The following is a 25,533-nucleotide window of genomic DNA, read 5'->3' as shown; positions in this document are numbered from 1 at the left end:
GCTCTAATACCGCGCTTACCAAGGGATGGTGTTAAACAGCTCAGCTTAGATGGAGTTATCAAGTTGACCGAATCCCTGATTAATCCCTTAGGAAATGAATTAAATGTCAAAAAATCAAAAATTTGCTATCCGCGTAACTGAAAAACGTAACGGCTGGAGCGCAGAGATCACTCGCCAAGTAACTTCTCGTAAAACTGTAGTATCAAAGCGTGAAACTGGTTTTGAAAGTGAAGAGAAAGCTCAAGCTTGGGCTGAACAAGAGCTGGCTGGTTTTGTTCAAAACCAAGTAGTTCGCAACGAACGTAAAGCAGCTCAACGTCAAGAGCGTGAAGCTGAGCAACTTGCAGCTAAAGTTCGTAAAGAAGAAGCTCGTAAAGCGCGTGATGCTGAAGCAGAAGCTGACGAAGAATAAGACTTCGATTTAGACAAGTTAACTTGTGATGTTAAAAAGCCCTGACGTATTGTTCAGGGCTTTTTTATAGGTGTTATGTTAGTCAAAAACAGTCCGATGAGATTGAAAGGCTGATTGAACCTTCTGATGGTGTCGAGAACTGCTGGTTGCCTGGCAATAAATTTGGCGAATTGGCATAAACGCGATGCGATACTTTTATATTGGGTGAATGTACTGGCGGTAAATCGAAATGATGTAAGCCATCGGACAGATCGGTCGCTTCACCGTAGTCAAAATTACCTGTAGCTGCAGATCGGTTTTTAACGTATTGGCAGTGATCTGGTTTGCCATCTTCGCGCCAGATTACCCCTGTGGATTTAGCCTCTGTATCTAACTGCGCTGCAACGGGATGGGCGTAGTGATCGTCATAAGATGACTGCTGGTTTTGTTCTTGTAAGTATTGGGCAATAAGATCTGATGACTGGGCAAAACTGTACGTCGAGAATACGAAACTCATCAGAGTAATAGAAAAGGTTTTGTACATAGTATGAATGCAAGCAAAAGCAGGTATCATACAAATAAATAAAACACTGTGCAATTGTGTTTCTTTGCACGAGGTATCTCTGTTGGGAGTTGATACTTAGTCAGAGGCTAACCTTTGTTTTAATAGCTTGGCAATCTGATGAGGAAGCATAGTTTTACTTTTGGGAGGGAAAAGCCCAGCGTTAACACAACTAGGCTTCGATTTTCTAACTTTGTACTTTACTGAACGTCGAGTGGTATTTGACCTGTCGTGACTTGTTCAACATCATACTCGTTCAGCTCTTCAATATAGTTTTCCACGGCTTGACCAACTTCATCGTCACCATGCTTGAAGTAAGACAGATGGAAAATAGCATCACCTTCATTTACTAAAGGTAGCGTGTGTTGGCCAATGACCAGACCGCTTTTAGGTGCGGTGAGTTCCAGCTCAATATGCCCAAGGGGAGAACTGATATAGGCGAGGGTTTCGCCTTGTTCAACTTTATCTCCCAAATTCACCACAGTACGCAAAATGCCATTTCCTGGTGAACGAACCCAACTGGTCGACTTCGCGATCACTGGCTCTGGGAATTTTTTACGGCTTGCCCGCAACATACCTATTGCCTGCATGACACGACGAATACCCAACACACCTGCACTGATTGAGAGTGGATCAAAGCGTAACGCTTCGCCCGCTTCGTAGGTGAGCACCGGAATATCACATTTTTCCGCTTCACTGCGCAAAGAGCCGTCGCGCAATGCTGAGTCGATGATGACTGGAGTGGAAAAGGCTTTCGCTATTCGTAATGTTTCCGGGTTACTAAGATTCGCCCGTACTTGTGGCAGGTTGGTACGATGGATAGCACCAGTGTGTAAATCAATAATATAGTTACAACGTTTCGCGATGTTATTAAAGAAGCCATATGCCATTCGCGATGCGAGCGCGCCTTTCTCACTACCCGGAAAGCAACGGTTGAGATCGCGCCGGTCTGGTAAGTAACGAGACTTATGGATAAATCCGAATACGTTCACTATTGGAACAGCGATGACTGTGCCTTTCAGCTTCTGTGGATCTAATTGGTTAATCATCTGACGTACTATTTCAACGCCGTTGAGCTCATCCCCATGAATGGCAGCGTTAACCATCAGTACTGGGCCGTCTTGTTTTCCGTGGATGATTTCTACGGGAATCGACAAAGGAGAGTGCGTATAAAGCTGTGCGGCTTCGAATTCGATCTCTAATCGCTGACCTGGTTGTACTTGATATCCGAGGAGCTCAAAGGTTTTGCTTCTTTTACTTCTAACCATAAAACCATCTCTTTCCAATAGTTTTTCAACAATGTAACAATCGCGTCATAATCAAACTAATCATTTTGATTAAGGATACGACAAATTATTTTAATTAACGCGAGTAATCACTCTTGTGTGAGATTTATGTTGTAAATATGACGCCAGTTATAACGGTTTTATCTTGTTATTTCTATATATTGGCAGGTAACTATTTAGCCTCTAACTAATTGAGTCTTAAAAGTAATAATAAAACTTTTAGTGACAAAATATGGCTTTTTTCCTCATTTTTATTTAGCTAATATCCGCGCCGGATTTTGACCGAATAAACTCTACTCTGAGGTTTTGATGAAAAAGGCAATAGCTAAAATTGGCGTAATGACTGCTGTGGCAGTTGCGCTTTCAGGTTGTGTGGGCAGTAATGCAGTGACTGGTTATGTTATGGGCTTTAACTTAAAAGCTGTTGATAACCGTTATGCTCGTGGTGGTCTGAACATGCTTATGGCACCCGTTTATGGTGTAGCGATCGCAGCTGATTATATCGTATTTAACTCATTGGAATTTTGGACAGGTAAAAACCCGTTAAACGGTAAGCCGCATATTTTTGATTCTAAGGTGGATACTTACATTGATGTAAACCATCAATTAGATAAGTCTTTGACAACAGCTCCAATTAGCCCTCTTGCGAATAATCGCGTGATTGAGCAAGGCCAAATGGAACAAATCGACGAAAACACCATTCAAATGGACATTACTTACAGTAATGGTGACAAAGCATTGTTGACTGGCGTACGTGAAGGCGACTTTGTCACTTACTACATTGATGGTGCAGTGGTAGCTAAGACTTCAATGGATGAGTTGGCAGCCTACGCACAAACGCGTGTGTAATCAGCTAGCATCATCTGCAATAAAAAAGGGTGCGATTGCACCCTTTTTTGACTTTATCTTATTTTCACGCAATAAGTGATTATGCTTTTTCAGGAATCGCTTCCAGTAGAGCGACCATTTGATCCCAAAATAGCTGAACGGTATCGATCTTCACTTTTTCGTCAGGAGAGTGAGGGAATTTGATCGTAGGACCAAAAGATACCATGTCCATATTAGGGTAAGGCTCTTTAAATAGGCCACACTCTAGACCTGCATGGATCACCATGATGTTTGGTTTGTGACCGTAGATACCTTCGTACATATCGCGGAAGATTGCCATGATCTCTGAATCCGCATCTGGTTTCCAGCCAGGGTAGGCACCTGAGAACTCGATTTGAGCGCCAGCCAGTTCCGCAACGGAATGCAGCATACCAACCACTTGGCTACGGCCAGAATCAATCAAAGAACGGATTAGGCAAAGTACGGTTGCTTTGTTCTCTTCGGTGGTGATGACACCAACGTTCAAAGAGGTTTCTACGACACCTTCGATCTCGTCACTCATACGAATAACGCCGTTTGGACATGCATTAAGCGCCGCGATGAAGCGCTGTTGGTCTACAGAAGCAAACGCTTGAGCGTCGGTTGCAATCTCTTCGTTGAAAGTAACAATACCGGTTTCTACTTTACCTAGCTCAGCTTTCAGTAGCTCAGTGTAGTAGTTGAACAACTCTGCAAGCTTGTCTTGGTTTTCTGCTGGAAGTGCAACAGTAACGAATGCTTCACGAGGAATCGCATTACGCAAGCTACCACCGCGGAATTCAACCAAGCGAAGGTCTAATTCACGAGCGTGACCTGCCAGGAAGCGACCCAGTAATTTGTTGGCATTGCCGCGACCCGTGTGAATATCACAACCAGAGTGGCCGCCTTTTAAGCCTTTTAGTGTTAGTTGGCGAGTGACAAAGCCTGCTGGGATCGCATCACGAGTAATATCGAATGTCATTGCACCGTCGATACCGCCAGCACAACCCATGTAGACTTCACCTTCTTGCTCAGAGTCGGTGTTTAGCAGAATTTCACCTTCTAACCAGCCAGACTCAAGCCCGAATGCGCCTGTCATGCCTGCTTCTTCATCAATGGTCAGCAGCACTTCAATCGGGCCATGCTTAATGTCGGTAGAAGCAAGAACCGCAAGACAAGATGCCATACCGATGCCGTTGTCAGCACCGAGAGTAGTGCCTTTTGCGGTTACCCATTCACCATCGATGTATGGTTGAATTGGATCTTTAGTAAAGTCGTGGTCAGTGTCTTCGTTCTTTTGCGGCACCATGTCGATGTGTGCTTGAAGAACCACACCTTTTTTGTTTTCCATACCTGGAGTGGCTGGCTTTTTGATGAAGACGTTACCAGTAGGATCACGGCGTACGTCAAATCCTTGCTCTGTTGCCCAACCGATAATGTATTGTGCCAGTGCTTCCTCATGCTTCGATGGATGAGGGATAGAACAAATCTTATCGAAAAAGCGCCAAAGTGGAGTGGGTGACAAGGTACTGATTTCAGAATGGAATTCAGACACGGAAAGCTCCTTTTTATCTATATTTCCAGATATGCATTGTGAAAATTACATATGGTTAGCATAAACTGCTAGTGCCATCTGGCTTGAATAGCCCAAGGATACCACCTGAAGAACGCGACTAGTAGTCGGCGACCGAAGGATTTCTTTCAGTATTGTCACAGTTTATGAATGAGAATCACGACACAATGAGATTTTTGTCATATTTCCTCACACGTTTATTTATAAAAGTGTAATTTAGTTACAATAATCGCAATTTATCTGTGTGCTGGGTTAATTTTTGTGATTTGAGTCACTAAAAGCCTTGTAATAAAATTTCTTGGTGGTATATTTATAACCATCTTCAGAGAGAAGAATAAAATGCTCAAAGGATGAGTCCGTTAATCGCCTCCAAGGAACTGAGAATCAACGACTGCATTAATTGATTAAGAAGGTGATAGTTATGAAAGGTTTACCAAGTACAATGTTCTGGAATAGCAAATCTGTATATACCGGTAACTTTGTATACCCAACAAGCTTTGGCTACTAAGTAAGTTGTCAACGCATGTGACTTGAACAGTTTGTTCACCCCTATAATTTGGAATTTTTTTTCAGTAATAGTTCTGACATGATTCGCCGCCACTCATTTTGAGTGGCGTTTTTTTATGTTCTTTTTCGTGGCTTGTCTAAAAATTCATCACTAAGTGCCAATTCCCTTATCGCTTGTCCTGTCTAATGCGATATCTTCACGCAATACGCTCTAAAAGCTAACTAGAAATCGAGCTTTCCTTTTGAAAGTTTAGAACATTGTTCAGTTTGTATTCTTTGTACGTTTTGTGTCCTAACTCGCTAGTCATTGTTTATTAAGTCTTAATTTTTTTTCGTGCGAAGAATCCTAGCGAATGGGTTTCATATCCTGCAAAAAAATCCATTTAGAGTGAAGATTCTATCTAGAATTTGCTATTTGATAACTTTATAATTCACACAATCGATTACGCAACCGTTTACTTTTTACCTTTAACAGGATTCGATCATGCTCGAAAGGCTCTTTAAGCTCAGTGAAAATGGCACAAATGTGCGCACTGAGATCATCGCAGGTGTTACTACCTTCCTGACCATGGCTTACATCATCTTTGTAAACCCAGCTATCCTATCTGACACAGGCATGGATCGTGGCGCTATTTTTGTAGCAACCTGTCTTGCTGCGGCCATTGGCTGTTTCATTATGGGTTTGGTAGCAAACTATCCAATCGCACAGGCTCCGGGTATGGGGCTTAACGCGTTCTTTACCTACTCTGTAGTATTGGGAATGGGTTACACATGGCAAGTGGCACTCGCTGCCGTATTTGTCTCTGGTGTTTTGTTCATTCTATTAAGTGTGTTCAAGATCCGCGAATGGATCATCAACTCAATTCCTCACTCTCTACGTACCGGTATTTCAGCGGGTATCGGCCTGTTCCTTGCGTTTATTGCACTAAAAAATGCAGGTATCGTAGTTGATAACCCAGCGACACTGGTTTCGATGGGTAATATTACGTCGTTACCATCAGTACTTGCTGCAATCGGCTTCTTCCTGACTATTTCGCTTGTTCACCGTGGTGTGAAAGGTGCGGTAATGATTGCCATTCTTGGTGTGACTGCATTAGGACTACTTTTCGGTGATGTACAATGGGGCGGTGTGATGTCGACACCACCAAGTATTGCTCCTACGTTTTTACAACTAGACTTCTCTGGCTTGTTTGAAGTTGGCATGATCTCCGTTGTATTTGCTTTCCTATTCGTTGACTTGTTCGACACTGCAGGTACGCTGGTTGGCGTTTCTCAAAAAGCAGGACTAACCGACGAAAACGGTAACATTCCTCGCCTGAATAAAGCTTTGCTTGCTGATTCAACTGCAACTTCGGTAGGTGCTCTACTGGGTACATCAAACACCACTTCTTACATTGAGAGTGTTGCGGGTGTAGCTGCTGGTGGTCGTACTGGTCTGACGGCTGTGGTTGTTGGCGTATTATTCCTACTGGCTCTATTCTTTTCACCTCTTGCAGGTATGATTCCAGCATACGCAACATCAGGCGCTCTATTTTACGTAGCGATCCTAATGCTGTCTGGCTTAGTAAGTATCGATTGGCGCGACCTGACTGAAGCGTCACCAGTGGTTGTTACTTGTCTGGTTATGCCACTGACTTTCTCAATTGCTGAAGGTATCACTCTAGGTTTTATCGCTTACTCTGCTATCAAGCTATTTAGTGGTAAAGGCCGTGATGTATCGCTCAGTGTTTGGGTGATGTCAGCCATCTTTATCGTGAAATACCTTGTAGGTTAATTCTATTTGGTTCCAAGCCAGTGAGGACATCTGTTCTTACTGGCTTTTTATTTTTATTTTGTTCACCGAAATCGATGTTTCTGCGCTCTATGTGGAGAAATTTGATATCACCATTGGTATTAATATTAGCTTTCGGTAGAATAATCGTTTGCGCTGCTTTAAGCCCCGCCTCAAATTTAGTTTGAGAGCTTAGTGAATATGTCGTTTATCCGCCTTTTTCACTGAATATTGGGGATACATATTTTTAAATTATTAGGTTATTACAATGAGTAAAAAATTCATTATCACTTGGGATGCGATGCAGACTTACTGTCGTGAACTGGCTGAAAAGCAAATGCCAGCTGAGCAGTGGAAAGGTATCTGGGCAGTAAGCCGTGGCGGTCTGGTTCCTGGTGCAATTCTGGCTCGCGAACTGGGCATTCGTTACGTTGATACTATCTGTATTTCAAGCTACGACCATGACCATCAGCGTGATATGTCTGTGCTTAAAGCACCAGAAGGTGACGGTGAAGGTTACCTAATCGTTGAAGACCTAGTAGATAGCGGTGATACAGCACGTCAACTGCGTGAAATGTACCCTAAAGCAAAAATGATTGCTGTATGCGCTAAGCCATCAGGTAAAGAGCTTCTTGATGACTACGTTGTTGATATTGAGCAAGATACTTGGATCGAGCAGCCGTGGGATATGTCTATCCAGTACGTTGAGCCGGTAAACCGCAAGCAAAAATAATTGCAGTCAAAGAATATTGAGAAATGCCCCTGTTTAGGGGCATTTTTTTTATTATCATTGTAAATATTGCAAATAGTCTAGGGCGCTTCGTATGCCGGAAGATATCAGTAAAAACCTATCCGAAACTTTGTTTGTCAAACACAAGCAAGCCAAAGAAACCTCGGCATTGACTCAGTACATGCCAACTAGCCAGAAAATCCTCGATGAAAGAGAAGAGCAGGGAGATAGTGCCTGGTATCGTCATTTACTCCGTCTGCAATGGGCATGGCAAGGTGTACCTCCTATCGATATAGAATCGGTATTATCTAAAATAGCGTCATCAAAGCACTCTCGTACTAAAGATGAATGGTTAGATACCGTTATGGGTTACCACAGTGGAAACTGGACGTTCGAGTGGATCAAGTTGGGCATGGAGCATCAAAAGCGCTCTGAAAATTTGCAAGGAGAAGCAGCTGCTGATGAGCTTTTTACTGCCTCTTTGTGTTTCAGTATCGCTGGCTACCCGCATTTAAAGAACGATAACTTAGCGTTGCAGGCTCAAGTACTGGCCAACAAAGCGTATTCGGAAGGGGCAGAGAAAACCCAATACACGATCAAACAAATCGAAGTGCCGTACCAGAATCGAAAAATTATCGCGAATTTACATCTGCCTAGAACGGATAAGCAATTGCCTGTGGTGATGGTTAGTGCGGGGTTGGATAGTCTGCAAACTGACATGTGGCAACTGTTCCGTCATCATTTTGCGCCGAAAGATATTGCGATGCTAACGGTTGATATGCCTTCGATTGGACACAGTTCACACTGGCCTCTGACTGAAGATACGAGCTGTATCCATCAGGCAGTCCTGAATGAGCTCTATTCGATTCCTTACGTTGATCACCATAAAGTGGGTTTAGTTGGATTTCGCTTTGGCGGCAATGCAATGGTTCGTCTCTCATTTCTTGAGCAGGAAAAGATCAAAGCCTGCGTTGCGATGGGCGCGCCTGTACACGATCTATTTACCTCGTCTCAAAAATTACAGCAGATGCCGAAAATGTACCTGGATTTATTGGCATCACGATTAGGCAAGAGTGCGGTAGACATCAACAGCATGGCAGGGCAAATGAAAGCCTGGTCGTTGAAAGTTCAGGGCTTTCTAACCAACCGTAGAACTAAGGTGCCAATTCTGGCATTGGGCTTGGAAGGCGATCCGGTTTCACCACATAGTGATAATCAGTTAGTTGCACTGTTTAGTCAGTATGGCCAGGCGAAAAAAATCAGCGCCAAGTCTATTTCAAAAGGTTATGAGCAATCCCTCGATTTGGCCATAAAGTGGTTGGAAGATGAATTATTAAGATGACAAACCTTCCCATTGAGTTAAAGTGAATACCTGAGCAAAAATTAAGCTCATGATAATCAAATAATAATCATTCTTGAGTATTCACTTTTTATTATGGAAACGGAGATTCATATGCCAGAGACGACTCAGGGGCCAACTCACTTTCGCTTGATGTCTAAGTTAAAGGCGATAGGGCCTTATCTACGAGAACCGCAATCAGAAGAAGGTCGTTACTATTTTGATTGTTTGTCGGTGTGCGTCGACGATAAGAAATCACCAGAAAAACGAGAGTTTTGGGGCTGGTGGATGGACTTAGAGGCCATCGAAGGGGGCTTTACTGCCAAATACCACATTGGCAAATACAATAAAGAAGGGCAATGGGACTCGGAAGCGTTGCCTAAAAAATCGGTAGAGGAAGTTTACTTAACACAAAGTACCTTCCATCAGAAACTGGTCGATACCCTCGAAGAGCATTTCAAATTAGAGGTTGAATACCATACAGAGTCGTTTGACTTTGCTTGATTCAGCCCTTTTTCTTCGCTGAAAAACAAAAAGGTGCGTTTTCGCACCTTTTCTCTTGTTAAATCCCAATTTGATTGTTAAAACTCTCCTTTAATTTGTTTTTCACTTCAGAAGACATCATGACAACGAATCAACAAAATGCAGTCGTTTCACATCCAAAAACCGTCGTTGTGAAACTGGGTACAAGTGTGCTTACAGGCGGGACACTCGCGCTAGACCGTGCTCATATGGTTGAGCTGGCGCGCCAGTGTGCTGAACTTAAGAAACAAGGCCATTCAGTGGTAATGGTTTCGTCTGGTGCAATTGCAGCAGGGCGTGAGCATCTTGGATACCCCGCATTGCCCAACGAAATGGCGAGTAAACAATTACTTGCTGCAGTCGGGCAAACTCGTTTGATTCAAACGTGGGAGTCTCTGTTTAGTATTTACGATATCAAGATCGGCCAAATGCTACTGACTCGTGCAGATCTGGAAGATCGTGAGCGTTTTCTAAACGCGCGCGATACGATTAACGCTTTAGTCGCAAACGATATCGTTCCGATCGTTAATGAAAATGACGCCGTAGCGACAAGCGAAATTAAAGTCGGAGATAACGACAACTTGTCGGCTCTAGTGGGAATTTTATGTGGTGCAGATAAATTACTGCTCCTTACAGACCAAAAAGGACTGTTTACTGCCGACCCACGTAAAGACCCAAATGCCGAGCTGATCAAAGAAGTTAAGACGATTGATGACACGCTACGCAAAATTGCAGGTGGCAGTGGCACGACGCTGGGTACTGGTGGTATGGCGACTAAGCTTCAAGCGGCAGATATCGCTCGTCGCGCAGGGATTGAAGTTATCATTGCTGCGGGTAGTGCCGTTAACGTGATTTTTGATTCATTGAGCCCACAGCCACATGGCACACGTTTCTTACCTTGTTCTGAAGCTCTGGAAAACCGTAAGCGTTGGATCTTGGCTGGTCCTGCTGCATCAGGCGATATTATTATCGATGATGGTGCAGTAAACGCAGTGATTGGCACAGGCAGCAGCTTGTTAGCCAAAGGGGTGACTAAGGTCAGTGGCGATTTTGCCCGTGGTGAGGTGGTACGTGTTACCAATACTCATGGTAAGTTAGTGGCTCGTGGTATTAGTGCTTACTCAAGCGAGGATTTAACTAAAATCTCTGGTAAGCACAGCAAAGATATCATCACTGTCTTGGGGCACGATTACGGCTCAGAAGTCATTCACCGCGATGATCTTGTCGTCATTCAGGAATAGAAATTAAGGGAAGCACAGTGGATTTAACGAACATGGGTAAAGCTGCTAAAGATGCAGCTTTTGAATTGGCGACAGCGTCAACATCACAGAAAAACCAAGCTCTGGCTATCATTGCCGATGAGCTGGAAGCAAACTCAGCGGCTATTTTGGCTGCGAATGCAAAAGACATCGCACTTGGCCGTGAAGCAGGTCTGACGGATGCATTACTGGACCGTCTGCTGCTGAATGAAGAGCGCTTAACGGGTATCGCGAATGACGTACGTAACGTGATCAGCCTTAATGATCCTGTTGGTAGCGAAATCGACAGTAAAGTGCTAGAAAATGGCATGTCTTTGGCTCGTCGCCGCGTTCCCCTTGGTGTTGTTGGTGTGATTTACGAAGCACGTCCGAACGTAACGATTGATATCGCAGCCTTGTGTCTGAAAACCGGAAACGCCAGCATTTTACGTGGTGGTAAAGAGACCTTCTTCTCTAACATGGAGCTGGTCAAAGTTATCCAGTCTGCATTAGCTAAAGCGAACCTGCCTGCGGCTTCAGTTCAATACATTGAAAAGCCAGACCGTGAGCTAGTTTCTCAATTGCTAAAATTGGACGACTACGTGGATATGATCATTCCACGTGGTGGTGCTGGCCTACACAAAATGTGTAAAGAAAACAGTACTATTCCCGTTATTATCGGTGGTTTTGGCATCAGCCATATTTTTGTTGATGAATCGGCGGATCTTGAGAAGTCACTTAACGTGGTTGAAAACTCAAAGGTACAGCGTCCATCGGCATGTAACTCACTTGATACCTTATTAGTGCACAAAAACGTGGCGGCTGAATTCTTAGCCTTGCTGGTTGAGCGCATGAGCGAGAAGATGACTTTTGTTGCTGAACCAAAAGCTAAAGCGCTGATGGCGAACGCGCAGCAAATTCGCGATGCGGGCGAAGGTGATTTTGATACAGAATGGTTGAGCTACACGCTCGGTGTGAAAGTCGTTGATGATGTAAAAGACGCCATTGACCACATGAGAGTACATAACGCCAGCCACTCAGATGCGATCATGACTAACAGCTTAGAAAATGCAGAATTGTTCATCAACTCTGTGGGTTCTGCGGCAGTATATGTTAACGCGGCAACACGCTTTACCGATGGTGCACAATTTGGTCTCGGCGCTGAAGTTGCCGTTTCTACTCAGAAGCTTCATGCGCGTGGTCCAATGGGCTTAGAAGAGCTGACCAGCTACAAATGGGTAGGTAAAGCCAACTACTTAGTACGTAGTTAACATATTCCACTCGATATTGATTGAAAAAGGGGCGATAACGCCCCTTTTTGTTTTCTCTCGCATACCAATTCCGCTACACTAGTTTGGCTTTTAAGAGCGCATTGATTGGAGGTGATATGCATTGTCCTTTTTGTTCGGAAAACGAAACAAAAGTTATTGATTCTCGCTTGGTTGCAGATGGCCATCAGGTTCGTCGTCGCCGCCAGTGTCTGACTTGTAGTGAACGCTTTACGACGTTTGAAACCGCTGAGCTGGTGATGCCTAAGGTGATTAAATCCAATGGCAACCGCGAACCGTTTGACGAAGATAAAATGGTCGGTGGCATTCAGCGTGCATTAGAAAAACGTCCGGTCAGCGCTGATGCAATTGAGCTGGCGATCAGTATGATTAAATCCCAGCTACGCGCTACGGGTGAGCGTGAAGTACCAAGTGAGATGATTGGCAACTTGGTGATGGATCAGCTGAAAGAACTGGACAAAGTGGCTTACATCCGTTTTGCGTCTGTTTATCGCAGTTTCGAAGATATCCGCGAATTTGGCGAAGAGATTGCCCGTCTGGAAGACTGATTAAACATGGATCAAAACACGCCTCAAATTACCTTCTCCCCTCAAGATTTCTCAATGATGTCGCGCGCAATTAGGCTCGCTAAGCGCGGCATCTATACCACGGCTCCTAATCCAAATGTTGGTTGCGTCATCGTTCGTGATGGACAGATAGTCGGGGAAGGTTATCATCTCCGAGCTGGAGAGCCACATGCCGAAGTCCATGCCCTGCGAATGGCTGAAGGTAAAGCCGAAGGCGCGACGGCCTACGTTACTCTCGAGCCTTGTTCTCACCATGGGCGAACGCCTCCTTGTGCCGAAGGGCTGATTAAAGCGAAGGTGGCGAGAGTTGTTTGTGCGATGCAAGACCCGAACCCAAAAGTCGCAGGGCGAGGTATTCAAATGCTTCGCGATGCAGGAATCGAGGTTCAGGTTGGCTTACTGGAAAGCGACGCTCTCGAGTTGAATCGAGGATTCATCAAATTTATGCAGATGGGTATGCCTTTCATCCAATTAAAGATGGCGGCCAGTCTCGATGGTCAAACCGCACTCAGTAATGGACAGAGCCAGTGGATTACCTCCCCACGGGCTCGTCAGGATGTTCAGCGTTATCGTGCTATGAGTGGTGGGATATTATCGACCAGCAAAACGGTGATTGACGATAATGCCTCATTGAATGTTCGCTGGGACGATTTGCCTCAAACGATACGAGAGCAGTATCAACCCGAAGCTGTACGTCAGCCAGTACGCATCATTTTAGATCGCCAATGCCAGCTGACAGATGATCTCAAGTTGTTTAATACCGATGGTGAGCGCATCATTGTCAGTCAAGACGGTGATATCGCCCCTCAATTGAATGAAGATGGCCAGATTGACCTCGCGACGACGTTGAAAGCCGTTGCCAATCAGCATCAAGTCAATCATTTATGGGTTGAAGCGGGTGCGACGCTCGCGAGTGCACTCATACAGGCTAATCTTGTAGATGAACTGATCGTTTATCTTGCTCCAAAGTTGATGGGCAGTGATGGTCGCGGGCTGATTGGGGCACTTGGTTTAACGTCAATGGATCACGTTATCGATCTGAACATTACCGATGCTCGTATGGTTGGGGTAGATATTCGAATTACCGCAACGCTTATACGAAAATAGATAGAAAAGAAGCAATTATGTTTACAGGCATTGTAGAAGCAGTAGGTAAACTTACTGCGATTACGCCGAAAGGCGAAGACATCACCGTAACCGTCGAAACGGGCAATTTAGATATGTCTGACGTTAAGTTGGGCGACAGTATCGCGACTAATGGCGTTTGCTTGACGGTTATTGATTTTGGCAGCAATTATTACAGTGCGGATCTGTCGTTAGAGACACTGAAAATGACGGGTTTTGCACAATATCAAGTCGGTGACAAGGTTAATCTAGAAAAAGCCATGCTGCCCACCACGCGCTTTGGTGGACATATCGTGTCTGGTCATGTTGACGGTGTTGGCGAAATTGTAGAACGTAATCAAGTGGGTCGAGCAATCGAGTTTTGGGTGGCGATGCCTGCCGAAATCAGCAAATATGTTGCAGGAAAAGGCTCGATCACCGTAGACGGTATTAGTCTTACGGTAAATGACTTACGTAAAAATGCATTCAAGTTAACGATTGTTCCTCACACGAGCGAAGAAACCACGATTGATCAATTTCAGGTCGGTCGCAAAGTTAACTTAGAAGTGGATGTATTAGCTCGTTATATGGAGCGATTACTTCAGGGGCAGCAAGAAGAGAAGCAAGAGTCGCGTATTACTATGGATTTCTTGCAGCAGAACGGATTCGCCTAAGACAGTATTCACAGAACATCCGTGGGGCAATTGACTTACCGTTTGTAAAGCTCAAACTATTGCCGTAAGTCTGCTTGTACTCAAGCCCCAACAAATTGTTGCCGAAAATAAATTTAGAATAACGGGAAACAGAATATGCCAATCAGTACACCACAAGAAATTATTGATGACATTCGCGCAGGTAAAATGGTCGTCTTGATGGATGACGAAGACCGCGAGAATGAGGGTGATTTGATCATGGCTGCCGAGCATATCACGCCGGAAGCGATCAATTTTATGGCTACCCATGGACGTGGCTTGATTTGTCTTACTATGACTAAGGAGCGTTGCTCAAGTCTTGGTTTGCCGCCAATGGTGCAAGACAATAACGCGCAATACACGACAAACTTTACGGTTTCTATTGAAGCAGCAGAAGGGGTAACAACGGGTATCTCAGCTGCGGATCGAGCACGCACTGTTCAAGCGGCTGTAGCGCCAAATGCAAAAGCAGCGGATTTAGTTCAACCAGGCCATATCTTCCCACTAGCGGCTCAAGATGGTGGTGTGTTAACGCGCGCTGGCCACACTGAGGCAGGCTGTGATTTAGCTCGTCTTGCTGGTTTGGAACCTGCGTCGGTTATTGTTGAGATTCTAAATGATGACGGCACGATGGCTCGCCGACCAGATCTTGAGATCTTCTGTGAAAAACACGGCATCAAGCTGGGTACGATCGCTGATTTAATCGAATACCGCAACAATACCGAGACAACCATTGAGCGTGTTGCTGAATGTAAGCTGCCGACCGAATTTGGTGAGTTTAATCTGGTGACTTACAAAGACACGATTGATAACCAAGTCCATTACGCGATGTGTAAAGGTGATTTGAAAGCAAACACACCATTAGTTCGCGTACATCTTCAAGATGTGTTTACCGACTTACTTCGCAGTGACCGCAATGCTGAGCGCAGCTGGACACTGGATAAAGCGATGAAGCGCATCGGTGAAGAAGGCGGTGTTTTAGTTGTGCTTGGTCATGAAGATTCTAGTGAGCTTCTTATCCATCGCGTGAAGATGTTTGAAGCGCAAGATAAAGGTGAAGCTCCTACGCTTGCGAAGAAACAAGGCACTTCTCGTCGTGTAGGGGTTGGGTCTCAAATTCTTGCTGACCTTGGCGTGAATGACATGCGTCTGTTATCGTCAAGCAATAAAAAATACCACGCGTTAGGCGGTTTTGGCCTAAACGTCGTTGAATACGTCTGTGAGTAACGACTGAACGATAAGTTACTGGTCTTGAATAGTCTTATGCTGTCCTAGGCCAGTAACTCGTTGCTCCCGCCAATTTCCATTAGATATTGCTCACACAATTGTGCTAGAATCCGGCGATTCTCACTTGATGAACATATTTCACTTAAAAATAGAGTTAAAGGAAAGCTTATGAAAGTGATCGAGGGTGGCTTCCCAGCGCCAAATGCAAAAATTGCTATCGTTATTTCTCGTTTCAACAGTTTTATTAACGAAAGCCTACTTTCTGGTGCGATCGATACACTAAAGCGTCACGGGCAAGTAAGCGATGACAACATTACCGTTGTTCGTTGTCCAGGTGCCGTAGAACTACCTCTAGTAGCTCAACGTGTTGCTAAAACCGGTAAATTCGACGCTATCGTATCTTTAGGGTCAGTTATTCGCGGTGGAACGCCTCACTTTGACTATGTTTGTAGTGAAATGAACAAAGGTCTGGCACAAGTGTCTATGGAATACAGCATTCCAGTCGCATTTGGTGTTTTGACTGTTGATACTATCGATCAAGCGATTGAACGCGCAGGAACCAAGGCTGGTAATAAAGGTGCAGAGGCTGCACTAAGCGCACTTGAAATGATTAATGTACTATCTGAAATTGATTCCTAATGGGGGCCAGTGTGAAACCAGCCGCACGTCGTAATGCACGTCAATTCGCTCTACAAGCGATCTACTCATGGCAAATTACTAAAGAGAATGTTGCCAAGATTGAAGAACAGTTTTTGTCTGGTGACAAATACGATGAAGAAGAACTTCACGCATCAGAGCCAGCTCTAGCAGCGCCAGAAACTGACGTAGAGTACTTTCGTGAACTACTAGGCGGTGTTGTACTTAGCCACGCTGAGCTAGATAGTAAAATTCGTCCATACATTTCACGTCCAATGCAGGATCTGGATATGATGGAACTTGCTCTTCTTCGCCTTGCTATGTACGAGATGACTCGTCGCGAAGATGTGCCTTACAAAGTCGTGATCAACGAAGCGATTGAACTTGCAAAAGTGTTCGCTGCGGAAGACAGTCACAAGTTTGTGAATGGTGTGCTGGATAAAGCAGCACCTCACGTACGTAAGAAATAACGATTTCTTCAGTAAAAAGGTCAGCATATGCTGACCTTTTTTATATCAAAAGCGTTTATATAAAAAGAAAAACAAATTATGTCTGGTGAATTTAGCTTAATAGACAAGTACTTTGTTGGTCGTCAAAACCAACGAAAAGATGTTCACCTTGCTGCAGGGGATGATTGTGCACTGGTCAAAGCACCAGATAATGTGCATATTGCGATCAGCACCGATACCTTAGTTGCGGGGACACACTTTCTTCCTGACGCGAACCCTGCTTGGGTCGCGCACAAAGCACTCGCTTCAAACATCAGCGACTTAGCCGCGATGGGCGCGACGCCTGCGTGGGTGAGTTTTGCGTTAACGATGCCGGAGCCTGACGAAGAGTGGCTTGCGCCTTTCTGTGATGCCTTCTTTGAACTTGCTGATTATTTTGGTATTCAACTTATCGGCGGGGATACCACCAAAGGGCCTTTGAGTTTAACATTGACTGTGCAGGGATTTGTCCCGCAAGGAAAAGCATTAACTCGTTCAGGGGCTAAAGTAGGCGACTGGGTTTATGTAACAGGCTGTCTTGGCGATGCGAAAGCTGGACTGGATGTTATCTTAGACAACTCTCTTCGTACACGCGTAGGTGCGGAGAGTTTGGAAAAAGCGCATTACTTGAGTACGCCACGTGTTTTAGCGGGACAAGCTCTAGTTGGTCTTGCATCTTCTGCTATCGATATCTCCGATGGCTTGATATCCGATATCAAGCACATACTGAAGCGGTCACAGGTCGGTGTCAGTATCGATGTCTCTCAATTGCCTATATCTTCGGATCTGGCGCAGTTTTTAGATGATAAGGTCAGCGCACAGCAGTATGCTTTATCGAGTGGTGAAGAATACGAGTTGTGTTTTACCGTCTCAGAGCAAAACCATGGCTCGTTACAAAGTACTCTGTCCCATATTGGGTGTAAGGTGACATGCATTGGTCAGATTCGACCGAATGGTACTTTTGAGCTTCATGACAACAATCAACCTCTTGACTGGGACTTAAGCGGTTTCGACCACTTTAAGTAACCACGATTGAAACCAAACTAGCAGTTATAGGTTTAAGGATATGACCAACCCTCTTTCTCTTATTTCGTTAAAGAATCCGTGGCATTTATTGGCAACAGGGTTTGGTAGCGGTTTGTCGCCTGTTGTTCCGGGAACGATGGGGACATTAGCTGCGGTACCTTTCTTTTTGTTGTTAGCTCAACTGCCGTTTTCTGCTTATGTCGTCGTGGTACTCATATCATGCGTAATTGGCGTGAAAATCTGTCAGGTGACGTCTGATGACATGAAAGTTCACGATCATGGTTCGATCGTCTGGGATGAATTCGCTGGCTTTTGGATTACGATGAGTATTATGCCGGCACTGAATATCCCAATAACTGAATGGAAGTGGCTGCTGACTGGTTTTATCTTGTTCCGTTTCTTCGACATGGTTAAGCCTTGGCCTATCGGTTGGCTTGATAAGCGTGTGCATGGTGGATTAGGCATCATGATCGATGACATTGTCGCGGGTGTTATGGCGGGCATTGTACTGTTTTTAGTTGCCCACTACGCAGGCTGGATGAACTAATAGGCTTTAAACTACATCTGAGCAAAATAAAAAGGGATGCCATCATGCATCCCTTTTTAGTATCAGTAAGTTAACGTTAGTGAAGACTACTTCGCCAGATAATCGTTGATGGATTGTTCAATCCCTTTCGCATCCAGACCAAGCTCTTCATGCAGCTCATCCTGAGTGCCTTGATGAACAAACTTATCAGGTAAGCCAAGGTTGAGAACTGGCTTGATGATTTTTTCTTTCATCATGAATTCAAGAACACCTGCACCGGCACCGCCAGCAATCGCATTCTCTTCCAGAGTCACGAGTACATCGTGTTCGCTCGCTAGCTGACGAATCAGTTCTTCATCTAACGGCTTAACAAAGCGCATGTCAGCAACCGTTGCATTAAGGTTTTCAGCCGCTTCTAACGCACTCCCCAGGAAGGTACCAAAGCTCAGGATGGCGACTTTCTCACCTTGACGCACGATTCGGCCTTTACCGATCTCAAGTGCGGTAAATTCACTTTCGATGTCGGTTCCCATGCCGTTTCCACGAGGGTAACGAACTGCGCTCGGACCCGTGTGCTTGTGACCAGTGTATAGCATTTGACGACATTCATTCTCGTCGCTTGGTGCCATGATCACCATGTTTGGAATGCAGCGCATGAAGCTCAAATCAAACGCACCTTGGTGAGTCTGACCATCAGCACCAACCAAACCGGCTCGGTCGATAGCGAACATGACTGGCAAATCCATAATTGCGATGTCGTGGATGAGCTGATCATAACCGCGTTGTAAGAAGGTCGAGTAAATGGCAACGATTGGGTTATTGCCAGCAATCGCCATACCGGTAGCGAGCGTCACTGCATGCTGCTCAGCGATAGCAACATCGAAATATTGTTCTGGGAACTCTTTAGAGAAACGCACCATGCCAGAACCTTCACGCATTGCTGGCGTAATCGCCATTAGCTTAGGATCTTGCGCGGCCATGTCGCACAGGAAGTCACCAAAGATTTTTGAGAACGTTGGCTTGCCACCGCTGCTTTTTGGCAGGCTGTTATTTGATGGTGCGAACTTTGGTACAGCATGGTAACCGATAGGGTCTTTCTCTGCTGGCTCATAACCTTTGCCTTTTTTGGTCATGATGTGCAGGAATTGAGGGCCTTTCAACTCACGCATGTTCTTCAGTGTCTGAACCAGTTCATTGACATCATGCCCATCAATTGGGCCGATGTAGTTAAATCCGAACTCTTCGAATAGCGTGCCAGGGACAACCATGCCTTTGAGGTGTTCTTCAGTACGACGAACCAGCTCTTTGATCGGCGGAACGCCAGAAAGCACTTTTTTACCGCCTTCGCGAATCGACGTATACAGGCTACCAGACAGTAATTTCGCTAAGTGGTTGTTCAGCGCACCAACGTTTTCTGAAATCGACATTTCGTTATCGTTCAGAATCACCAGCATATCCGGATGAACATCGCCAGCGTGGTTCATTGCTTCGAATGCCATACCCGCGGTAATGGCGCCGTCACCAATAACACTCACGACCTTACGCCCTTTACCTTCTTTCTGTGCACTGATGGCCATGCCAAGTCCAGCACTGATAGAAGTCGAAGAGTGACCTACCGACAGCGTGTCGTATTCGCTCTCTGAGCGCCAAGGGAATGGGTGAAGCCCACCTTTCTGACGGATGGTCGGCATTTTGTCGCGACGTCCGGTCAGGATTTTATGTGGGTAAGCCTGATGACCAACATCCCAGATTAACTGGTCTACTGGTGTGTTATATACATAATGCAGGGCAACTGTGAGCTCTACTGTGCCTAAGCCAGACGCTAAGTGTCCGCTTGATTGGCTCACTGAATTTAGCAGATACGTTCGAAGCTCATCACACAGTGCAGGTAATGTTTCTTTAGGAAGAAGACGCAACTCTTCCGGTGTATTTGCTAACGCCAGTGTTGGGTACTTTGAAATATCAAGAGTCATATAAATGCGCGCTTATAGTGTTAATTTTTGCGCTCGATGACATATCGGGCGAACTCTTCAAGTAACTGAGTATTGTATGGGATAGCTTCCAATGCTTGAAGTGCTTCCTGTAACAGAGAGTGAGCTTTCTCTATCGCTCCCTCTAAACCCAGCAGGGAAGGGTAAGTGCTCTTATTGAGTTCTTGATCAGAACCCTGAGGCTTACCCAATGTTTCTGTGTCACTAATGATATCAAGAATATCGTCTTGAACCTGAAACGCCAAACCAATTGCTTTCGAATAGCGCTCTAAATGAGGTAAAACTGCGATACCCTTATCACCAGCGGCCAAAGCGCCTAATTTAACCGCACAGTCAATTAGGGCTCCGGTCTTTTTACGATGGATTTCTTCCATTTCTTCGAGAGAAATTTGACGATTCTCTGCACTTAAATCCAGTGCTTGTCCGACACACATGCCGTTGGAGCCAGACGAATGAGCCAGAGCTTTTATCATATTGATACGCTGGCTTTCAGCTTCTGGATTTAAAGGACCATCTGCCAAAATAGTAAAGGCGAGCGTTTGTAGAGCGTCACCAGTCAGTATTGCGGTCGCTTCATCGAACTTAATATGGCAAGTCGGTTGACCACGGCGTAACTCATCGTCATCCATCGCTGGCAGGTCATCATGAATAAGTGAGTAAGCGTGAATGCATTCAATTGCTGCGGCTGGTGTGTCCAGATCTTCAGGTTTACAACCGAACATTTGGCCTGTGATGTAAACAAGAAAAGGGCGAACGCGTTTCCCGCCTAGCAAAAGGCCATATTTCATTGCATCAATCAATGGAAGTTCTTGATAAGGAAGCTGTTCTAGCCACAAGTTTAATTGCTGATTGTTTCTTTGTTGGAAAGAAGTCAATGTCTGTTGCATCACATCGCTCACTACTAATAATTATTCTGAATCTGGATTGAAGTCACTCAGTGGTGCTTCATCATCTTCGCTGAGAAGAATACTTACGCGTTGTTCAGCGTCGCTTAGCTTTGTTTGGCCAGCACGAGCTAAGGCAATACCTCGTTCAAATTTACGTAAGGCATCATCTAGAGCAAGATCGCCATTTTCTAATTGATCAACCAAGCTATCAAGCTCTTCAATGGTTGCTTCGAAGGTCATGTTTTCTGGTTTCTTAACCGCCATCTCTTCTCTGCCTTAATTCAGCCTCTCATAAGATGCACGAAAGTTACCTTAGCCTAGTAACTTGGTCAAATTTAACCTTACATAATTGTCACAAAATTGGCTCTAAATGTGTCTAAGCGACGAAAGTGCCCATTTTACTAAAGATTACTGGTATCAATTTGTGATCTGCTAGCTAAGATTTTTCTAAAAGTTCTCCGCAAGTTGTCGATACAAGGAGTAATTCGTTAGCAATAGATAAAAAGAGCGAGAGGAGTGCTTTGTGGATTTAGCAACCCTAATAGGTTTGATAGGTGGTATTGCATTCGTTGTGATGGCGATGGTGCTCGGTGGCAGCATCGGTATGTTCGTCGATGTAACATCAATCCTTATCGTTGTTGGCGGCTCTACCTTTGTCGTGCTGATGAAGTTCACCATCGGGCAGTTCTTTGGGGCGGCAAAAATTGCGGGTAAAGCATTTCTTTTCAAGGCGGACGAGCCAGAAGACTTGATCGCGAAAATTGTAGAGATGGCAGATGCGGCACGTAAAGGTGGCTTTCTCGCATTAGAAGAGATGGAAATAAATAACAGCTTTATGCAAAAAGGCATCGACCTGTTGGTGGATGGTCACGATGCTGATGTGGTTCGTGCTGCTTTAAAAAAAGATATTGCGTTGACTGGTGAGCGACACACACAAGGTACTGGCGTATTCCGTGCATTTGGTGATGTTACGCCAGCGATGGGAATGATTGGTACGTTAGTGGGTCTGGTAGCAATGCTTTCGAATATGGATGACCCTAAATCCATTGGACCCGCGATGGCCGTTGCGCTTTTGACCACGCTTTATGGCGCTATCTTATCTAACATGGTGTTTTTCCCGATCGCTGACAAACTCTCTTTAAGACGAGATCAAGAAACGTTGAATCGTCGTCTTATTATGGATGGTGTTCTCGCCATACAGGACGGTCAGAACCCGCGAGTCATCGACAGTTACCTGAAGAACTATCTCAATGAAGGCAAGCGCGCCCTAGAGATCGGTGAGTAATCAGGAGCGTTGTGATGGATGATGAAGATAATAAATGTGATTGTCCGCCACCTGGGCTTCCTTTGTGGATGGGGACATTTGCTGACTTAATGTCACTATTGATGTGCTTCTTTGTACTGCTACTCTCGTTCTCAGAGATGGATGTGCTCAAATTTAAGCAGATTGCAGGCTCAATGAAATTCGCCTTTGGTGTACAAAGTCAGCTCGAAGTAAAAGATATCCCGAAAGGAACCAGCATTATTGCTCAGGAGTTCAGACCGGGACGTCCAGAACCAACGCCGATCGACGTTATTATGCAGCAAACCATGGACATCACGCAGCAAACATTGGAATTCCATGAAGGTGAATCGGATCGTTCAGGTGGAAGTAAGCGTGACCAAGGAAAATTAACAGGTGGCCAGTCACCGGAGACATCGACAAGAGACAACCAGGCGGCAGAATCCGACTTGCAACAGCAGCAGTCGCAAATGATGTCGCAAGAGATGGAAACCTTGATGGAGAGCATCAAGAAAGCGCTAGAGCGAGAGATCGATCAGGGTGCTATCGAAGTCGAAAACTTAGGTCAACAGATCGTGATTCGCATGCGTGAAAAGGGCGCGTTCCCAGAAGGCTCCGCATTCTTACAGCCTAAATTCCGTCCTTTGGTACGCCAAATTGCTGAACTGGTCAAAGACGTACCGGGCATTGTGAGAATCTCTGGCCACACCGATAACCAAGTGCTGGATTCTGAACTGTACCGCTCTAACTGGGATCTGTCCTCTCAGCGTGCAGTCTCTGTCGCGCAGGAGATGGAGAAGGTGAGAGGGTTTTCTCATCAACGTTTACGAGTGCGAGGAATGGCTGACACTGAACCGCTGGTTCCAAATGACTCCGATGACAATCGTGCCCTTAACCGACGTGTGGAAATCAGCATTATGCAGGGTGAACCACTCTACAGCGATGAAGTGCCGGTTATTCAATAACTCGGCTTGGGTTTAAAGTCAGCGGAGAGATAAGAAAGCGAGCAGATTGCTCGCTTTTTTTGTCTTTCCAATCCGCTTGGGTGTATAATCTTGCGCCTTTGAAGTGAGCTCAGACAATCTTTTGTGACCAAGACGTGGTTTTGCTGCGTATGAAGTATCGAAATTGAGTATCACTCTCTGTTGATTGCGAAACTAACCTGCGAACAAGACTATGAAATTTATTGTAAAGCCCCATCCAGAAATTTTTGTAAAAAGTGAATCTGTGCGTAAGCGCTTCACAAAGATTTTAGAGTGTAACATTCGTAATATCGTCAAGAGCCGTACGGAATCTGTCGCAGTATTTAACCGTCGCGATCACATTGAAGTGACCTCTGAGAGCAACGAATACTACGCGGAAGTGCTAGAAATTCTGACTCACACTCCTGGCATTCATCATGTACTGGAAGTAAAGCAGTCTGAGTTTAAAGATCTGCACGATATCTTTGAGCAAGTGCTTGAGCTAAGCCGTCCTCTGATTGAAAACAAAACCTTCGTGGTTCGCGCTAAGCGTCGTGGTAAACATGACTTTACCTCGATTGAGTTGGAACGTTACGTTGGTGGTGGTTTGAACCAAGCTGTCGAAAGCGCGAGCGTGAAACTGCGCAACCCAGACGTAACCGTAAAGGTTGAAGTGTCGGGTGACAAACTGAACCAGGTTCTTGCGCGTCATAAAGGTCTTGGTGGCTTCCCGCTAGGTACACAAGAAGATGTGTTAAGCCTGATCTCGGGTGGTTTTGACTCAGGCGTATCAAGCTACCTGCACATTAAGCGTGGCTCAAAAGTACATTACTGCTTCTTTAACTTAGGTGGTCCTGCGCACGAAATCGGTGTTAAACAGGTTTCCCACTACCTATGGAATAAGTACGGTTCTTCAGCAAAAGTTCGCTTTATCTCGATTGATTTCGAACCTGTTGTGGCTGAGATTCTTGAGAAAGTAGATGATGGCCAGATGGGCGTCATTCTGAAGCGTATGTTCATGCGTGCCGCAGGTATGGTTGCTCAGAAATTCAAGATTGAAGCTCTGGTAACAGGTGAAGCATTGGGTCAGGTTTCTAGCCAAACGCTAACAAACCTTCGCCACATTGATAACGTGACAGACACTCTGATTCTGCGTCCTCTGATTAACTGGGACAAAGAAGACATCATCAACCTGGCGCGTGAAATTGGTACTGAAGACTTCGCGAAGACGATGCCTGAATACTGTGGTGTCATTTCTAAGAAGCCGACAGTTAAAGCAGTCAAAGCGAAGCTGGAAGCTGAAGAAGCGAATTTTGATTTCACCATTTTGGAAAATGTGGTGAAAGAAGCGCGTGTTATGGATATTCGTGATATCGCGAAAGAATCTGAAAAAGCGGCACCAGAAGTCGAACAGGTTCAGGCTGTTGAAGAGCATGCGATTGTTCTTGATATCCGTAGTCCTGAAGAGGAAGACGATAACCCTCTAGAAATTGACGGCGTTGATATCAAACACATCCCGTTCTACAAGCTGGGTACTCAGTTTGGTGACTTGGACCAAGACAAGACTTACCTGTTGTACTGTGACCGTGGTGTGATGAGCCGACTGCAAGCGCTTTACTTGCAAGAGCAGGGCTTTAACAACGTGAAGGTTTATCGCCCATAGTAAGGCGAAAACAAGAAGATTTTCTAAACGCAAACTGAGTGATCAGTTTGCGTTTTTTTATGTCTGTTATTCTGTCGTAAGAAAGGATTTTAAGTGGTTAAATTGAAGTGACTCGCAATCTTTATAATGACTACTGATATAACGTTAATTAATCCGAACAGAGCGAAAAACGATGAGCTCTATTCCAAGGATGAAGTCGAGAGATTTTTATCTAGGTAGGAGAGATGCTAGGTTGTTCAGTATCTATCACAATGCTAGTTAGTGTAATGACGCTGTGGGGATAGTTGAAGTGTCACTAAGGCAGTCTTGCAAGGTTGAGTTGACCCGGCAGTGAATCAAACTGACATTATTTTATGGGTTAGTTTGTTATTTTGTTAAACTTAGATAATTCAGATAAAAAAACACCGCCTAAACAGGCGGTGTAAGAAA

General features: G+C 45.0%; 25 protein-coding genes. 19 read left to right on the top strand and 6 right to left on the bottom strand.

What is annotated here, in order from left to right:
- The first annotated feature begins 103 nt into the window (after window positions 1–103).
- On the top strand, window positions 104–412 hold the full coding sequence (locus V1U08_RS19725) for a DUF3622 domain-containing protein (protein ID WP_014230997.1): 309 nt from the start codon (window positions 104–106) through the stop codon (window positions 410–412).
- A gap of 82 nt (window positions 413–494) precedes the next feature.
- Here the strand turns inward: V1U08_RS19725 and V1U08_RS19720 are convergent, their stop codons facing one another.
- Together V1U08_RS19720 and V1U08_RS19715 are read right to left on the bottom strand one after the other, a co-directional pair.
- Window positions 495–935 (bottom strand): DNA-directed RNA polymerase subunit beta, encoded by a 441-nt coding sequence (locus tag V1U08_RS19720; RefSeq protein ID WP_330471292.1) that lies wholly within the window; start codon window positions 933–935, stop codon window positions 495–497.
- Window positions 936–1,153: 218 nt separating this feature from the next.
- Window positions 1,154–2,221, bottom strand: a complete 1,068-nt coding sequence (locus tag V1U08_RS19715; RefSeq protein ID WP_014230999.1) for a succinylglutamate desuccinylase/aspartoacylase family protein — start codon at window positions 2,219–2,221, stop codon at window positions 1,154–1,156.
- 327 nt (window positions 2,222–2,548) lie between these two features.
- Here V1U08_RS19715 and V1U08_RS19710 point away from each other — a divergent pair, with 327 nt between their 5' ends.
- Window positions 2,549–3,088 carry a DUF3332 domain-containing protein gene (locus tag V1U08_RS19710; RefSeq protein ID WP_065299211.1) on the top strand — a complete coding sequence of 180 codons (540 nt, stop codon included), beginning with the start codon at window positions 2,549–2,551 and terminating at the stop codon, window positions 3,086–3,088.
- Window positions 3,089–3,167: 79 nt separating this feature from the next.
- On the opposite strand, the gene V1U08_RS19705 is transcribed toward V1U08_RS19710, so the two are convergent.
- Entirely contained in the window at window positions 3,168–4,640 is a 1,473-nt protein-coding gene (locus V1U08_RS19705; protein ID WP_330471291.1) for an aminoacyl-histidine dipeptidase, read from the bottom strand.
- Between the two features lie 1,009 nt (window positions 4,641–5,649).
- On the opposite strand from V1U08_RS19705, the gene V1U08_RS19700 reads away from it, so the two are divergent.
- From V1U08_RS19700 to pgpA, 14 genes are all read left to right on the top strand, one after another.
- Entirely contained in the window at window positions 5,650–6,939 is a 1,290-nt protein-coding gene (locus V1U08_RS19700; protein ID WP_014231002.1) for an NCS2 family permease, read from the top strand.
- A gap of 265 nt (window positions 6,940–7,204) precedes the next feature.
- A complete protein-coding gene (gene tet(34) / locus V1U08_RS19695; RefSeq protein ID WP_014231003.1) occupies window positions 7,205–7,669 on the top strand; it encodes an oxytetracycline resistance phosphoribosyltransferase domain-containing protein Tet(34) in 465 nt (154 codons plus the stop codon).
- Window positions 7,670–7,760: 91 nt separating this feature from the next.
- Window positions 7,761–9,008: an esterase FrsA gene (gene frsA, locus V1U08_RS19690; RefSeq protein WP_014231004.1), complete on the top strand. Its 1,248-nt coding sequence runs from the start codon at window positions 7,761–7,763 to the stop codon at window positions 9,006–9,008.
- Window positions 9,009–9,119: 111 nt separating this feature from the next.
- On the top strand, window positions 9,120–9,509 hold the full coding sequence (crl, locus tag V1U08_RS19685; protein WP_014231005.1) for a sigma factor-binding protein Crl: 390 nt from the start codon (window positions 9,120–9,122) through the stop codon (window positions 9,507–9,509).
- Window positions 9,510–9,628: 119 nt separating this feature from the next.
- On the top strand, window positions 9,629–10,768 hold the full coding sequence (gene proB, locus V1U08_RS19680) for a glutamate 5-kinase (RefSeq protein WP_014231006.1): 1,140 nt from the start codon (window positions 9,629–9,631) through the stop codon (window positions 10,766–10,768).
- Window positions 10,769–10,785: 17 nt separating this feature from the next.
- Window positions 10,786–12,036, top strand: a complete 1,251-nt coding sequence (locus tag V1U08_RS19675; protein ID WP_330471290.1) for a glutamate-5-semialdehyde dehydrogenase — start codon at window positions 10,786–10,788, stop codon at window positions 12,034–12,036.
- 116 nt (window positions 12,037–12,152) lie between these two features.
- Window positions 12,153–12,602 (top strand): transcriptional regulator NrdR, encoded by a 450-nt coding sequence (nrdR, locus tag V1U08_RS19670; RefSeq protein WP_014231008.1) that lies wholly within the window; start codon window positions 12,153–12,155, stop codon window positions 12,600–12,602.
- Between the two features lie 6 nt (window positions 12,603–12,608).
- Window positions 12,609–13,727, top strand: coding sequence for a bifunctional diaminohydroxyphosphoribosylaminopyrimidine deaminase/5-amino-6-(5-phosphoribosylamino)uracil reductase RibD (gene ribD, locus V1U08_RS19665; RefSeq protein WP_330471289.1), 1,119 nt, complete (start codon window positions 12,609–12,611; stop codon window positions 13,725–13,727).
- Window positions 13,728–13,744: 17 nt separating this feature from the next.
- Window positions 13,745–14,398 (top strand): riboflavin synthase, encoded by a 654-nt coding sequence (locus tag V1U08_RS19660; protein ID WP_020333699.1) that lies wholly within the window; start codon window positions 13,745–13,747, stop codon window positions 14,396–14,398.
- A gap of 135 nt (window positions 14,399–14,533) precedes the next feature.
- Window positions 14,534–15,643: a bifunctional 3,4-dihydroxy-2-butanone-4-phosphate synthase/GTP cyclohydrolase II gene (gene ribBA, locus V1U08_RS19655; RefSeq protein ID WP_014231011.1), complete on the top strand. Its 1,110-nt coding sequence runs from the start codon at window positions 14,534–14,536 to the stop codon at window positions 15,641–15,643.
- A gap of 168 nt (window positions 15,644–15,811) precedes the next feature.
- The gene (gene ribH, locus V1U08_RS19650; RefSeq protein ID WP_014231012.1) at window positions 15,812–16,282 is read left to right on the top strand and encodes a 6,7-dimethyl-8-ribityllumazine synthase; all 471 of its coding nucleotides are present in this window, start codon (window positions 15,812–15,814) and stop codon (window positions 16,280–16,282) included.
- Window positions 16,282–16,749 carry a transcription antitermination factor NusB gene (nusB, locus tag V1U08_RS19645; RefSeq protein WP_020333700.1) on the top strand — a complete coding sequence of 156 codons (468 nt, stop codon included), beginning with the start codon at window positions 16,282–16,284 and terminating at the stop codon, window positions 16,747–16,749. The genes ribH and nusB overlap by 1 nt, the downstream gene beginning before the upstream one ends.
- Before the next feature lie 78 nt (window positions 16,750–16,827).
- Entirely contained in the window at window positions 16,828–17,793 is a 966-nt protein-coding gene (gene thiL, locus V1U08_RS19640; protein WP_020333701.1) for a thiamine-phosphate kinase, read from the top strand.
- 40 nt (window positions 17,794–17,833) lie between these two features.
- Window positions 17,834–18,340 carry a phosphatidylglycerophosphatase A gene (pgpA, locus tag V1U08_RS19635; RefSeq protein WP_065302037.1) on the top strand — a complete coding sequence of 169 codons (507 nt, stop codon included), beginning with the start codon at window positions 17,834–17,836 and terminating at the stop codon, window positions 18,338–18,340.
- Window positions 18,341–18,426: 86 nt separating this feature from the next.
- Here pgpA and dxs read toward each other — a convergent pair whose 3' ends face one another.
- From dxs to xseB, 3 genes are read right to left on the bottom strand one after another with little or no spacing between them, the layout of a single operon-like run.
- Window positions 18,427–20,292 (bottom strand): 1-deoxy-D-xylulose-5-phosphate synthase, encoded by a 1,866-nt coding sequence (dxs, locus tag V1U08_RS19630; protein WP_330471288.1) that lies wholly within the window; start codon window positions 20,290–20,292, stop codon window positions 18,427–18,429.
- A 20-nt stretch (window positions 20,293–20,312) separates the two neighbouring features.
- Window positions 20,313–21,197, bottom strand: coding sequence for a (2E,6E)-farnesyl diphosphate synthase (gene ispA / locus V1U08_RS19625; protein WP_014231017.1), 885 nt, complete (start codon window positions 21,195–21,197; stop codon window positions 20,313–20,315).
- 21 nt (window positions 21,198–21,218) lie between these two features.
- Window positions 21,219–21,461, bottom strand: coding sequence for an exodeoxyribonuclease VII small subunit (gene xseB, locus V1U08_RS19620; protein ID WP_014231018.1), 243 nt, complete (start codon window positions 21,459–21,461; stop codon window positions 21,219–21,221).
- A gap of 259 nt (window positions 21,462–21,720) precedes the next feature.
- Between xseB and pomA the strand changes: the two genes are divergently transcribed.
- The 3 genes from pomA to thiI all read left to right on the top strand — a co-directional run bounded on the left by pomA (window position 21,721) and on the right by thiI (window position 25,104).
- Complete coding sequence (gene pomA, locus V1U08_RS19615) at window positions 21,721–22,482, top strand: flagellar motor protein PomA (protein ID WP_020333703.1); 762 nt, start codon at window positions 21,721–21,723, stop codon at window positions 22,480–22,482.
- A 14-nt stretch (window positions 22,483–22,496) separates the two neighbouring features.
- The gene (locus tag V1U08_RS19610; RefSeq protein WP_243976161.1) at window positions 22,497–23,444 is read left to right on the top strand and encodes a flagellar motor protein MotB; all 948 of its coding nucleotides are present in this window, start codon (window positions 22,497–22,499) and stop codon (window positions 23,442–23,444) included.
- A gap of 211 nt (window positions 23,445–23,655) precedes the next feature.
- The gene (gene thiI / locus V1U08_RS19605; protein WP_014231021.1) at window positions 23,656–25,104 is read left to right on the top strand and encodes a tRNA uracil 4-sulfurtransferase ThiI; all 1,449 of its coding nucleotides are present in this window, start codon (window positions 23,656–23,658) and stop codon (window positions 25,102–25,104) included.
- Window positions 25,105–25,533 lie beyond the last annotated feature (429 nt).

Origin of the sequence: Vibrio sp. YYF0003 (assembly GCF_036350715.1) — a bacterium.
In the GTDB taxonomy this organism is placed as follows: Bacteria; Pseudomonadota; Gammaproteobacteria; order Enterobacterales; family Vibrionaceae; genus Vibrio; species Vibrio natriegens.
This window is presented reverse-complemented; position numbering and strand designations above follow the sequence as displayed.

Bases quoted from the DNA above. Each gene is read 5' to 3' on its own strand.
- nrdR (WP_014231008.1), top strand. From the start codon at position 12,153: ATGCATTGTCCTTTTTGTTCGGAAAACGAAACAAAAGTTATTGATTCT.
- V1U08_RS19660 (WP_020333699.1), top strand. From the start codon at position 13,745: ATGTTTACAGGCATTGTAGAAGCAGTAGGTAAACTTACTGCGATTACG.
- V1U08_RS19720 (WP_330471292.1), bottom strand. From the start codon at position 935: ATGTACAAAACCTTTTCTATTACTCTGATGAGTTTCGTATTCTCGACG.
- ribH (WP_014231012.1), top strand. From the start codon at position 15,812: ATGAAAGTGATCGAGGGTGGCTTCCCAGCGCCAAATGCAAAAATTGCT.
- nusB (WP_020333700.1), top strand. From the start codon at position 16,282: ATGGGGGCCAGTGTGAAACCAGCCGCACGTCGTAATGCACGTCAATTC.
- V1U08_RS19710 (WP_065299211.1), top strand. From the start codon at position 2,549: ATGAAAAAGGCAATAGCTAAAATTGGCGTAATGACTGCTGTGGCAGTT.
- V1U08_RS19700 (WP_014231002.1), top strand. From the start codon at position 5,650: ATGCTCGAAAGGCTCTTTAAGCTCAGTGAAAATGGCACAAATGTGCGC.
- ribD (WP_330471289.1), top strand. From the start codon at position 12,609: ATGGATCAAAACACGCCTCAAATTACCTTCTCCCCTCAAGATTTCTCA.
- V1U08_RS19715 (WP_014230999.1), bottom strand. From the start codon at position 2,221: ATGGTTAGAAGTAAAAGAAGCAAAACCTTTGAGCTCCTCGGATATCAA.
- pgpA (WP_065302037.1), top strand. From the start codon at position 17,834: ATGACCAACCCTCTTTCTCTTATTTCGTTAAAGAATCCGTGGCATTTA.
- V1U08_RS19725 (WP_014230997.1), top strand. From the start codon at position 104: ATGTCAAAAAATCAAAAATTTGCTATCCGCGTAACTGAAAAACGTAAC.
- V1U08_RS19610 (WP_243976161.1), top strand. From the start codon at position 22,497: ATGGATGATGAAGATAATAAATGTGATTGTCCGCCACCTGGGCTTCCT.
- crl (WP_014231005.1), top strand. From the start codon at position 9,120: ATGCCAGAGACGACTCAGGGGCCAACTCACTTTCGCTTGATGTCTAAG.
- proB (WP_014231006.1), top strand. From the start codon at position 9,629: ATGACAACGAATCAACAAAATGCAGTCGTTTCACATCCAAAAACCGTC.
- thiI (WP_014231021.1), top strand. From the start codon at position 23,656: ATGAAATTTATTGTAAAGCCCCATCCAGAAATTTTTGTAAAAAGTGAA.
- ribBA (WP_014231011.1), top strand. From the start codon at position 14,534: ATGCCAATCAGTACACCACAAGAAATTATTGATGACATTCGCGCAGGT.
- dxs (WP_330471288.1), bottom strand. From the start codon at position 20,292: ATGACTCTTGATATTTCAAAGTACCCAACACTGGCGTTAGCAAATACA.
- thiL (WP_020333701.1), top strand. From the start codon at position 16,828: ATGTCTGGTGAATTTAGCTTAATAGACAAGTACTTTGTTGGTCGTCAA.
- ispA (WP_014231017.1), bottom strand. From the start codon at position 21,197: ATGCAACAGACATTGACTTCTTTCCAACAAAGAAACAATCAGCAATTA.
- xseB (WP_014231018.1), bottom strand. From the start codon at position 21,461: ATGGCGGTTAAGAAACCAGAAAACATGACCTTCGAAGCAACCATTGAA.
- frsA (WP_014231004.1), top strand. From the start codon at position 7,761: ATGCCGGAAGATATCAGTAAAAACCTATCCGAAACTTTGTTTGTCAAA.